A 12,479-nucleotide genomic window follows, 5' to 3' on the forward strand; every position below is an offset into this window, starting at 1 on the left:
TAGCTTCTGTAGACCTTGAACTTTTGACTTTTGACCTTTGACTTTTGACTTAATTATGGCAAAAATAATTCCTTTTCAAGCGGTCCGCCCTACTCGTGATAAAGTTTGTCTTGTAACGTGCAGGTCCTACGAGGAATATGTCAATGCAGAGCTTGCTGCACAATTGGATTTTAATCCGCTTTCTTTTTTACACATTCTAAAACCCGCTTACACCAATCAAGAAAGTGTTTCATTCGAAAAAAGATACCGCCAAGTGCATCAAAAATACCAAGATTTCAAAAATGAACTCATCTTGGTAAAAGATAAAAAACCAGCGCTTTACATTCATAAAATTGTCAACAAAACGCAATCCTTTACTGGAATTATTGCAGGAACAAGCGTAGCGGATTATTGCGAAGATCACATCAAAAAGCACGAAGATATTATTGCGTTTAGAGTGCAATTACTTAAGGAGTACATGAAACACGCCGCCTTCAATACAGAACCTGTTTTAATGACCTACCCTGACAACAAAACCATCGAAAACTGGATTTTTAATTGTACTCAAAAATTAGCTGATTTTGAGTTTTCAACTACGAAAAAGGAAATTCACTATCTCTGGAAAATTGATGATGCATTAGAAATAAGTTGGTTGCAAAAAATATTCGCTCAAACTGAAAGCCTGTACATTGCCGATGGTCATCATCGTACAGAAGCTATGCGTTTGCTTGCAGCTGAAAATGATAATCCTGAAAATACTACTACGAATCATATTTTAAGTTATTTAATTTCTGAAAATAATGTCAAAATATACGAGTTCAATCGGTTGATTAAAGATTTGAATGGCTTGACCAAAGTTGAATTTTTACAGCAAGTTAGTGCTCATTTCACAATCGAAAATAGAGCGCAACAACCATTTCAACCCAGTCAAAAACATCAATTTGGAATGTATCTTGAAGAGGAGTTTTATAGTTTGACTTTAAAATCTGAAAATCTAAACTTTGAAAGTCCATTGGATTCATTAGACGCTCAAATTTTATACACGACAATATTGTTGCCAATTTTAGGTATTGAAGATTTGCGTAATGACGAACGAATTGATTATCTTTCAGGAAAACAGGCCGTTCTAGAATTAAAAAATAAAATAGATCAAGGCGAATTTGAGTTGGGATTCTTTCTTTTTCCTTCCAATATTAGCGAAATCAAAGCCTTAGCAGATGCTAATTTGATTATGCCGCCTAAAAGCACATATATCGAACCCAAATTCAGAAGCGGATTGGTCGTTTACGAATTTGATTAGGTTATTACAAAAAAACAAAACCATGTCTATCACAAATAGTTTACAAATCATAAAAGCAGCCTTACCGGAACACGTTACATTGGTTGCAGTTTCAAAAACGAAACCTGTATCTGATTTAATGCAAGCCTACGAAGCAGGTCAGCGTATTTTTGGAGAAAACAAAATCCAAGAAATGGCCGATAAATGGGAACAAATGCCAAAAGACATTCAATGGCATATGATTGGTCACGTGCAAACGAACAAAGTAAAATATATGGCGCCGTTTGTAAGCTTGATTCATGGTGTAGATAGCCTAAAACTATTACAAGAAATCAACAAACAAGCGTTAAAAAACAACCGTATTATTTATTGTTTACTGCAAATTTACATTGCCGAAGAGGAAAGTAAATTTGGTCTTGATGAAGCTGAACTGACTTCCCTCCTTTCCTCAAATGAATTTGAAAAACTAAAGAATATTCAAATCGTTGGATTAATGGGAATGGCGACTTTTACGGAAAGTAAAGATCAAATCAAGAAAGAGTTCACGCATTTGAAAACTATTTTCGAAAAAACGAAAGCTTTAACAATTTCAAACTGCCAGCTCGAAGTCCTTTCAATGGGTATGTCCGGTGACTATCAGCTTGCGATTGAATGTGGTAGTACTATGGTTAGAATAGGAAGTAGTATTTTTGGGGGTCGAAATTGATTTCAATTTCAAAGTCGATAATGCTGTTAAAAACTGAATACTAAAAACTGAACACTGAATACTTATTTTGTACGCAATACTCGACATAGAAACCACAGGAGGACAATTTAACGAAGAAGGAATCACTGAAATTGCCATCTATAAATTTGATGGACATGAAATAGTAGATCAATTCATAAGCTTGGTCAATCCAGAAATTCCCATTCAGCCGTTTGTTGTAAAACTTACCGGTATCAATAATGCCATGCTTACTTCAGCTCCTAAATTTTTTGAGGTAGCCAAACGCATCATTGAAATTACGGAAGGTTGTGTGATTGTGGCTCACAATGCTTCTTTTGATTATAGAATCTTGAGAACAGAATTTCGCAGATTAGGCTATGATTTTGAAGCCAAAACACTTTGTACGGTTGCCCTTTCACAGAAACTATTACCCGAACAACCCTCACATAGTTTAGGAAAATTAGTGCGCGCACTTGGCATTCCAATGGCCGACAGGCATCGTGCTAGCGGAGATGCGTTAGCTACCGTAAAACTGTTTAAAATTCTTTTAGAAAAAGACCTAGAAAAAGAAATCGTAAAAGATTTCATCAAACTAGAAGTACAAAAAGGCATTGCTCCTAAGTTACTTGATATTGTATCTAGTCTACCGAATAAAACAGGCGTGTACTACATTTACAACGAAAAAGGAACTTTGATTTACATTGGTAAAAGCCGAAACATCAAAAAAAGAATCAACCAACATTTTACAGGAACTACAAAAAAATGTAAAAAAATTCAAGCCGAAGTTTTTACAGTTTCCTATGATGAAACGGGTAGTGAGCTTATAGCTTTGTTAAAAGAAAGTGAGGAAATCAAAGTCAACAAACCCATTTACAACAGAGCGCAGCGCAAAAGTATTTTTCAACTCGCTTTGTATGTAGAGAAAGATGAAAAAGGTTATTTGAACTTAAAACTTCAAAAAGCCGATGGTCGTAAAAAAGAAATCACATCTTTCACTTCAATTCAAGAAGGAAAAAATGCTTTGTTCAGAATAACATCTCATTACAATTTATGCCAAAAACTAACGGGCTTGTACGCTAGTAAAACAAACTGCTTTCAATACACCATAAAAGAATGTGATGGTGCTTGCGTAGGAGAAGTATCGCCAGAGGAATACAACACAAGAGTGCAAGCTTTTATCGACAAAAATAGTTTCGACAATCAAAACATGATTTTAATAGACAAAGGCCGAACAATTAGCGAACGATCAGCGGTTTTGATAGAAAACGGAATCTACAAAGGGTATGCTTTTTATGATTTAAACTACCAAATAACCAATGTTGAAATCCTAAGAAACATTATTATCCCAATGCAAAATAATCGAGATGTAAAAAATATTATTCAAGGACACATCCGAAAAAACAAAACGTTAAAAATAGTTCATCTCTAGGCTGAATATTAATTATGATCCTTTATGTGAATTATCTTAAACTAGATTTATGCAACTAATAATCAAATTTATTTTTACATAGTGTTTTGATCATGTATTCGAATCCTAATTTATTAACCTTGAAGCCAATCCAGCTGTACACTGCAACTCCTCGTGACTTCAGTTGTTTTTCTAAGGCATAAAAGGAGCTTCCTACGGTCGCTCTTTTACACCAAGAAAAACAAACTTCAATCACTGCGGGGTTTACGTTCCCATCTGGGCTAAAAAATATGAAATACCTAATCACTATCGTCGGTCCTACAGCTATCGGAAAAACTTCTCTTAGCATTGTCTTGGCAAACCACTTTAATTGCGAAATCGTCTCGTGCGATAGCCGACAGTTTTTTAAAGAAATGACAATTGGCACCGCCGTTCCTAGCCTAACTGAATTGGCTGCAGCCAAACACCATTTTATTCAAAACAAGTCTATTTTTGAAAATTATACCGTTGGCGATTTCGAAAAAGAAGCCATTGCTAAACTCAACGAACTATTTCAAGACAATGATTACGCTATTCTAGTTGGCGGTTCTGGCTTATATGTTGATGCCATTCTAAAAGGCTTTGATGAATTTCCTGAAATTGATCCTGAATTGCGTATCCAAATAAATACACAATACGAAAAATTGGGAATTGGATATTTGCAACAAAAGCTTGATCAGTTAGACCCTAACTATTACAAAACACTAACCAAAGAAAATCCGCAAACCTTACAAAACCCACAGCGCATGATGCGTTTTGTAGAAGTATGCCTTGGAACAGGAAAACCGTATTCTTCTTTTTTAAACCTGAAAAAAAACAATCGCAACTTCACTCCTATCGTAATCGGTTTAGAAGCTGATCGAAAAATAATCTATAACCGAATCAATCAACGTGTAGATATCATGATGAATGAAGGCTTGCTAAACGAAGCCAAAACTTTATATCCCAATAAAGAATTAAACGCTTTGCAAACCGTAGGATATAGAGAATTATTTAGCTTTTTTGACAAAGAGTTCACCTTAGAATTTGCCATAGAAGAAATAAAGAAAAACACAAGACGATTTTCTAAAAGGCAACTAACTTGGTTTAAAAGAAATGAAAACACTAAATGGTTTGACTTTGAAACCCCGTATAAGACCATTATAGATTACATTAAACAATACAAATAATTCATAACTCATAATTCGTACTTAAATACATGCCTATTTCCCCTAATTTCAATTCCATCATCAGCAAACAATGGGATATTAATTTTACACAATGTGCGCCAAATGGCTACTTAAAATATACTGATTTATGCAATATGTTACAGCTTACAGCAGCTACCCATTCTGAACTTGGCGGTATCAGTTTTTATGATATGCAGGAGTTTCACCAAGCTTGGGTTTTAAGCCGCATGCGCGTTGAAATAGAAGAACTTCCAAAATGGGGCGATACCGTTACGGTAACAACATGGATCAATTCCTTAGAAAATTCACGTTCCGTTCGTGCCTTAGAGATGCATTTGAACGGAAAAAAAATTGTGGGCGCCGAAACCTTTTGGGCTGTATTTAACACCCAAAAACGCCGTCCAGAAGCATTGGCTTTGCCGTACGATCACTTTGAACTTTATCCCGAAAAAAGAGCTACCGTACACGGATTTAGTAAAGTAAATGTGAGTACTGCCACAAGCAAAATTGCAGATAAAACAGTGTACATGTCCGATTTAGATATTGTAAACCATGTAAACAACGTTAAATACCTAGAGTGGTGCCTTGATTATACAACGGCACCACTATTATTAACGCAACAACTACAAAGCTTAGAAATGAATTTTTTAAAGGAATTATCACTTCAGGATCAAGTAGAAATTTTAAAACAAGAAGATGACAACGAAAGCCTTTTTAACATCACCAAAGATGGAAAAACTTGCTTTGCTTTACAACTCAATTGGAAATAAAAAAATGCCCTAAGAAATTAATCTTAGGGCATTTTTTTATCTATTTTCAACTCAAGTTATTGAGCTACTTTGTTTTTTACAACTAACCTGAAACCTTCACCGTGAATGTTTAAAATTTCAACATCCTCATCTAATTTTAAGTACTTACGCAATTTTGCAATATAGACATCCATACTTCTTGAGGTGAAATAATTATCATCTCTCCAAATTTTGGTTAATGCTAATTCTCTTGGCATCAAATCATTTTCGTGTAAAATAAGCATTTTAAGCAACTCATTTTCTTTTGGAGAAAGTTTGATTGGCTCCTCATCTTTGTACGTTAAAAATCGAAGTTTAGAGTTCAAATGGAACTTACCTACTTTGAATTCAAACTGTACTTGTTCAGCCTTGGTATCAGATGATTTTCTCTGAATAATGGCTTTAATTTTCATTAACAAAACCTCAGAGTCAAACGGTTTGTTTAAATAATCATCAGCACCTGCTTTATAACCTTTCAACACATCTTCCTTCATAGACTTAGCGGTTAAAAATATGATTGGAACGTCAGTATTTTTTTCCCTGATCTCTTTTGCTAGTGTATATCCATCTTTATATGGCATCATGACGTCTAAAATACAGAGATCATAGGTATCCTTTTTGAATTTTTCAAATCCTTCCATACCATTTTTAGCTAAAGTCACATCAAAATCATTTAGCATCAAATAATCTTTTAAGACTGCTCCAAAATTAAGATCGTCTTCTACTAAAAGTATTTTTTTATTTACATTTTCCATATTCTAATTTATTAATGGTAATTTTATTATGAAGGTACTTCCTTTTCCCTTTTCACTTTCTACATAAACTTGACCGTTATGGTCGTCAACTATTCTTTTCACATAAGCAAGGCCTAAACCGTGCCCTTTTACATTGTGGATGTCACCTGTGTGTTCTCTATAAAATTTTTCAAAAACACGCTTCTGAGCTATTTTACTCATTCCTAAACCTCTATCTTTAACTTTGATAATGATTACATCTTTAATGTTTTCAGTATAAATATCTATTTCAGGTGCGTTAGGAGAATACTTAATCGCATTCTCTAAAATATTCACGATTACATTGGTAAAATGGACATCATTGATAAGAACGGTTGTTCTTACAGCCTTAAAATAACATTGTACTTTTCCGCCTCTGTCTTCTAATATTAAATTCACGTGATCAATAGCATCCTCTATTATATCATGAACATTGTTTGAATCCTTTGTAATATCAAGTTCTTTCTTCTCTAATTTCGATATTCGCAAAACGTTTTCAACTTGAGCATGCATACGTTTGTTTTCATCTTTAATCATTTGCAAATACCTAAGTACTTTTTCCTTGTCCTCAATTATTTTTGGGTTCTTTATAGCATCAAGAGCTAGGTTAATGGTAGCAATTGGTGTTTTGAACTCATGCGTCATATTATTGATAAAGTCGTTTTTTATTTCCGATATCTGACGTTGTCTAATTAACTGATTCAATGCACTTGTGTAGGCGATCAAAATAATTAATGTAAAAACAATTGAAAGGATAGTAATGCTCACCAATTCTGACAACAAAAACTTCTTTTTCTGCGGAAAAGTAACCAGCAATTGGTATTTACTATTCCCCTCGTTATCTGTAAAAATCGGAATCGAATAAGTCGCCTCTTTATTGTATTTAAAATCATTAGATTTAACAGCTGTAGCAATATTGTTGTTGTAAACACTAAACTCAAACTTGGTATTAACACCAGATTCTGCTAATTCTTTTTTGATTAATTTACTCAGTGTTTCTTTCGAAACTCGCTCCTGAATAGGTAAAACGGAAGCAAAATCTTTATAAAAAATTTCAAATGAGGCATTATCTAAAACATTCAAATTCCCTGATTTTTCAATTTTAATATCAGGAATCATACTTTGGTTCAATCCTGAGTTATCTATTGAATTATCATCATAAACCTCTGTTACCCTCTTGGCACTAAAGCTTTTGAATTTATCATTGTTATATTTTTTATCAAAGAACGAAGGCGAAATATTATAATCTTCAGAAATTATGCTGTTCGAATAAATAATCGTTTTTTTGGTACGCGGATTTTTCTGAACGTAGTAAAATTCCAAGATATCATCTCTCTTTGGCACCTTACCTGTACTATCCTTGTAATGATTTATCTTATCGTAAAAATTATAAGCTTCTTGTTTCTGAATCTTTTCGGCAACATTGCCAATCACTTGGTTCACATGAAACTTGAACTGCTCATCGTTATTTTCAAAAGAATTGTTAAACCAATATACCTGTACCAGAATTATCCCGATTAGGGACAAACTCATTAACAATACAAGCAGCCTAAAGAAAAGTTTATTCATCGAAACAAATTTAGTATTTTAACAATATATTAAATGATAGATTAACCAAACATTAACATCTAGGACTGTTTTTGTTTAATCTCTAAAATTTTAAGAATTTTAGCAATTTGTACTTTAGCTAAATCTAAATCGTCATTTTCAACAACAAAATCACTTAATGAAATTCGCTGGTCATCAGACCATTGCGAATTCATTCTTTGTAAAACAAGCTCTCTTGTAGTTTGGTCTCGTTCTACAACCCTTGCAATTCGGGCCTCAAGGGATGCAATTACAGTTATAACGCAATCACATTCTTTATATTTTCCACTTTCAAATAAAATAGCAGCTTCGTAAAGTACGTAAGGAAAATGTTTTTGCTCTAGCAACCAATTGTCAAAATGTTTTTTAACTGCTGGATGAACAATTCTATTCAATTTTTGCAATTGTTGAGATTCATTAAAGACAATAGCCGCTAATTTTTGTCTGTTAATTACACCGTTTTCGATTATACTAGTACCAAATACATCTACGATAGCGGCTATAATGCTAGGATCTTGCATTACTTCCCTACCCGCGTCATCGGCTAAATAAATAGGAATACCTGCCTCTTTAAAATAAGTAGCAATAGTAGATTTTCCGCTACCAATACCTCCAGTTAACCCGATAATTTTCGTCATATTATTTTTTAAAAAATAACTCTGGAAATGCTAATTGAGGTTTTTGTTTTAAAACAATCACTTTAATGTATGATTTTAAAAAACCAGTACCGTAACCATAAAATTGTTTCCAAACAGCAACTAGCGCCAAATAGCCAATTTTAAAGCTTTTCGTTTGGTAAGTAGCCGTTACAAAAAGTATAGCAAAGTATAGGAAATACAACTGTAATAAATAATCGAAATTGCAAAATACTGCTACAATAGCTACCAACAAACCAATGATAAATACAGTTGGAAAGAAAAAAGTTAATTTGTTATGCTCAGGATACCAACTGTTTAAAATAGGCCTTGCTTTACCAAACTTGTTTACTTGAATCGAGAATTTATCCCAATCAATTCGGCGTTTATGATACACATAAGCATCCGGAAACAGTTTGGTTTCAAATCCTAAATTCCATAGGCGAATAGACAAATCTGGATCTTCACCAGGATGAATATTTCCAAAACCTTGTGAAGCGTAAAAGGCCTTACGTGATAATCCCATATTGAAACTACGAGGTTGAAATTTATCTATTTTTTCTGATCCACCACGGATTCCGCCGGTTGTCAAAAAGGATGTCATGGCAAAATTGATTGCTTTTTGAATATCTGAAAAACTATCTAAAGCACGATCTGGACCACCAAAACAATCCACGTAATTTTTTTCTAATGCACTTGCCACATTATTCAGATAATTAGCTGGAATGATACAATCCGAATCAAAAATGATAAAATAATCACCACGGGCTTTATCCATTCCATAGTTTCGAGAATCACCTGGTCCTGAGTTTTCTTTGTAATAATAACAAATATCCAATCGATCACCATATTTGCTAGCCACATCTTGACACCTAATGGTAGATCCATCTTCAATCAAAACAATTTCAAATAACTCTGTATAGGTAGTTTTGGATAGGCTCTCTAGTAATTCATCAACTTCGTCTGGCCTATTGTATACTGGAATAATTAAGGAAAATAACATAATAGAAAATGGTGGTTTTACAACACTTTTTTAATTCAAAAAATTTTAACAAAGATACTCTAATCCATAAAAAAACCATCAACTTTTCAGCGATGGTTTTTTATATAATTTTATGATTTAGGCTTAAGCAATGCTTTCAATTCCCATCATTTCATTAGCGTCTGCTTTATAATCAACACCAGCTACGTCAAATCCGAATAAGTTATAAAAGTCTTTTCTGTATCCTTCAAGATCACCTATTTCAGCAACATTTTCAGTTACAGCTTGATCCCAAAGTAATGCTACCTTTTCTTGAACATCAGCACGCATTTCTAAATCGTCAATTCTGATTCTGCCTTTTTCATCAACAGGAACTTCACCGTTAGTATACAAACGCTCTTGGTACAAACGTTGAATTTGCTCAATACAACCCTCATGAATTCCTTCTTGTTTCATGATTTTGTATAATAATGAAATGTACAAAGGAATAACTGGAATAGCAGAACTTGCTTGCGTAACCAATGCCTTATTTACTGATACGAAAGCTTTTCCATTCAGATCAGCTAAGCTATTTGTAATTTCAAACGCAGTTGCTTCTAGGTGATCTTTGGCACGACCGATAGTTCCTTTTCTGTAAACGGCTTCTGTTAATGCAGGTCCTATGTATGAATACGCAACAGTTGTAGCTCCCGGAGCAAGTAAATTAGCTTCTTTCAAAGCGTCAATCCACATAGCCCAATCTTCACCACCCATTACGGCTACCGTATTTTGAATATCATCATCATTGCACGGAGCAATTGAAATTTCAGAAACTTTACCCGAGTGAAAATCAACTGTTTTGTTGGTAAAAGTATCACCAATTGGCTTTAAAACCGAACGGTGCAAAACACCTGTTACAGGGTGTAAACGTACAGGACTCGCCAAACTATAAATTATTAAATCAATTTGACCTAAATCCGCTTTGATTAAATCTATAGTTTGTTGTTTGATTTCATTTGAAAAAGCATCTCCGTTTATACTTTTGGCGTATAAACCTGCTTTGTGTGCTTCTGCTTCAAAAGCTGCAGAATTGTACCATCCTGGCGAAGCTGTTTTTCCTTCAGCTGGTGCTTTTTCAAAAAACACACCAATAGTAGCGGCATCAGATCCAAAAGCACTAGTAAGTCTTGAGGCTAAACCAAATCCAGTAGAAGCTCCAATTACCAATACTTTTTTAGCACCATCAATACTGCCTTTTGATTTAATATATTCAATTTGATTTTTTACATTTTGCTCGCATCCTGCAGGGTGAGATGTCGTGCAAATAAATCCTCTCATTCTTGGTTCAATAATCATATTCTTGCTTATTCGTTTATGTACAGTTTTAGTTTTTTTTTGTGCATTTGTAGTTGTAATTACAATTCAAAACGCTGACAAATATAATTTAAAAAATTAGTTCAACAAGGCTTTTGCATGATTTAAGGCTGAGTCAGAGACTACGGTTCCGGACAACATTTGAGCGATTTCAACCACTCTATCCTCCGCAGAAAGCAATCTCAATTCCGATTGCGTATCTTCTCCAACAGTTGATTTTAAAACTTTGAAGTGCGCATTTCCTTTGGCAGCAATTTGCGGTAAATGCGTAATCGCAAATATTTGCATCTGTTGACTCATTTGCTTCATGATTTCGCCCATCCTAATGGCGATTTCTCCTGAAACTCCAGTATCAATTTCGTCAAAAATTAAAGTAGGTAGTTTTGAATATTGTGCCAAAATAGCTTTAACTGCCAACATAATTCGCGACATTTCACCGCCAGAAGCTACCTTTTTCAAAATCCCGAAATCAGTTCCTTTGTTTGCCGAAAACAAAAATTGAAGTTCATCTTTACCATTAGTATGATATATTTTTGATGGCAATACTTGAATATCAAACCGTACGTTAGGCATACCTAAAGATGCTAAAATAGTAACCAATTGCTCTGTCAAGACCGGAATAGCAACTTGTCTATTTTTACGAATCACTTCAGCCACACCATCTAATTGCTCTGTAAAACCAGACAATGCAGCAGTTAAAGATGCAATATCCTCTTCCATTGTTCCTAACTCTAAAACAGCATACTCTAATCCGGTTTGAATAGCCAACAACTCTTCAACGGTTGCTACTTGATGCTTTTTCTGTAAAGAGAAAATCAATTGCAATTTTTGACTTAATAAATTGAGTTGTTCAGGATCATCAATCAATTTCTCCGCATTGCGATTCATTTCATCAGAAATATCAACAAATTCGATAGCTAAACTTGTTACGCGCTCTAATAATAAATTGTATTCAACAGAAAAAGGAGCTATTTTTTGTAAAGCAGCTTTTATTTCATTCAAATTATGAAAAACTCCAATTTGTTCTTCTTCTGAAATTGCCAAAGCCTTTTGAAGGGATTCTTTGATGATTTCAACATTATTTAATTTTTCAAATTCTGTCTCTAAAATTTCTTGCTCACCAGCTTTTAGTTTGGCAGCCTGCAATTCTTGCAATAAAAAGGTATTGTAATCTTGTTCTTTTTTAGATTCAGCTTGTTTTTTAAGTAGCGCATTCAATTTAGATTGATCTGCTTTGAATTTTTTTAACAAAGATTGATATTCTGAAATAGTACCATTATTTGAAGCAATTGCATCAATAATTGCAAACTGTGCTCCTTCATCGGATAATTCCTGTGTTTGTTGCTGCGAATGAATGTCCAACAAGAAAACACTTAAATCCTGCAATTCTTGTAAATTCGCTGGACTGTCATTAATAAATGCTCTTGATTTTCCCGAAGGCAAAATTTCACGTCTAATAATAGTTTCATCCTCGTAATCTAAATCGTTTGATTCAAAAAACGGACGCAGGTTGTATTTACTAATTTCAAACTGTGCTTCAATTACACATTTTTCTTCTTTGTTCTTTAACGAACTTAAGTCGGCTCTTTTGCCCAAAACCAATCCTAAAGCACCTAAAATAATAGATTTTCCTGCGCCGGTTTCCCCTGTAATAATAGAAAATCCAGAAGAAAAATCAATGCTTAGCTTTTCAATTAAAGCGTAATTTTTTATCGAAAGTGACGTAATCATTAGTTTGATTTATTAATAGATAATTGGCAGTAAAAAGAGGATTTTTTTGT

At 33.9% G+C, this 12,479-nt stretch carries 11 protein-coding genes; 5 read left to right on the forward strand and 6 right to left on the reverse strand.

Going from position 1 to position 12,479, the window contains the following annotated elements:
- Positions 1–55 precede the first annotated feature (55 nt).
- The 5 genes from ACXX8U_RS07145 (at position 56) to ACXX8U_RS07165 (ending at position 5,350) form a co-directional block, all read left to right on the forward strand.
- On the forward strand, positions 56–1,279 hold the full coding sequence (locus ACXX8U_RS07145; protein ID WP_458565252.1) for a DUF1015 domain-containing protein: 1,224 nt from the start codon (positions 56–58) through the stop codon (positions 1,277–1,279).
- Between the two features lie 22 nt (positions 1,280–1,301).
- The gene (locus ACXX8U_RS07150) at positions 1,302–1,964 is read left to right on the forward strand and encodes a YggS family pyridoxal phosphate-dependent enzyme (protein ID WP_458565253.1); all 663 of its coding nucleotides are present in this window, start codon (positions 1,302–1,304) and stop codon (positions 1,962–1,964) included.
- A 67-nt stretch (positions 1,965–2,031) separates the two neighbouring features.
- The gene (locus ACXX8U_RS07155) at positions 2,032–3,393 is read left to right on the forward strand and encodes an exonuclease domain-containing protein (RefSeq protein WP_458565254.1); all 1,362 of its coding nucleotides are present in this window, start codon (positions 2,032–2,034) and stop codon (positions 3,391–3,393) included.
- A gap of 269 nt (positions 3,394–3,662) precedes the next feature.
- On the forward strand, positions 3,663–4,580 hold the full coding sequence (miaA, locus tag ACXX8U_RS07160) for a tRNA (adenosine(37)-N6)-dimethylallyltransferase MiaA (protein WP_458565255.1): 918 nt from the start codon (positions 3,663–3,665) through the stop codon (positions 4,578–4,580).
- A gap of 29 nt (positions 4,581–4,609) precedes the next feature.
- Complete coding sequence (locus tag ACXX8U_RS07165) at positions 4,610–5,350, forward strand: acyl-[acyl-carrier-protein] thioesterase (RefSeq protein WP_458565256.1); 741 nt, start codon at positions 4,610–4,612, stop codon at positions 5,348–5,350.
- A gap of 56 nt (positions 5,351–5,406) precedes the next feature.
- Here ACXX8U_RS07165 and ACXX8U_RS07170 read toward each other — a convergent pair whose 3' ends face one another.
- From ACXX8U_RS07170 to recN, 6 genes are all read right to left on the reverse strand, one after another.
- Entirely contained in the window at positions 5,407–6,123 is a 717-nt protein-coding gene (locus ACXX8U_RS07170) for a response regulator transcription factor (protein ID WP_210789861.1), read from the reverse strand.
- Positions 6,124–6,126: 3 nt separating this feature from the next.
- Entirely contained in the window at positions 6,127–7,710 is a 1,584-nt protein-coding gene (locus tag ACXX8U_RS07175; RefSeq protein ID WP_458565257.1) for a sensor histidine kinase, read from the reverse strand.
- 59 nt (positions 7,711–7,769) lie between these two features.
- On the reverse strand, positions 7,770–8,366 hold the full coding sequence (coaE, locus tag ACXX8U_RS07180; RefSeq protein WP_458565258.1) for a dephospho-CoA kinase: 597 nt from the start codon (positions 8,364–8,366) through the stop codon (positions 7,770–7,772).
- 1 nt (position 8,367) lies between these two features.
- A complete protein-coding gene (locus ACXX8U_RS07185) occupies positions 8,368–9,366 on the reverse strand; it encodes a glycosyltransferase family 2 protein (RefSeq protein ID WP_458565259.1) in 999 nt (332 codons plus the stop codon).
- A gap of 123 nt (positions 9,367–9,489) precedes the next feature.
- Positions 9,490–10,680, reverse strand: a complete 1,191-nt coding sequence (fabV, locus tag ACXX8U_RS07190; protein WP_458565260.1) for an enoyl-ACP reductase FabV — start codon at positions 10,678–10,680, stop codon at positions 9,490–9,492.
- A gap of 96 nt (positions 10,681–10,776) precedes the next feature.
- Positions 10,777–12,429 (reverse strand): DNA repair protein RecN, encoded by a 1,653-nt coding sequence (recN, locus tag ACXX8U_RS07195; RefSeq protein ID WP_458565261.1) that lies wholly within the window; start codon positions 12,427–12,429, stop codon positions 10,777–10,779.
- Between the last annotated feature and the right edge of the window lie 50 nt (positions 12,430–12,479).

The organism is Flavobacterium sp. GNP001, from assembly GCF_054343775.1.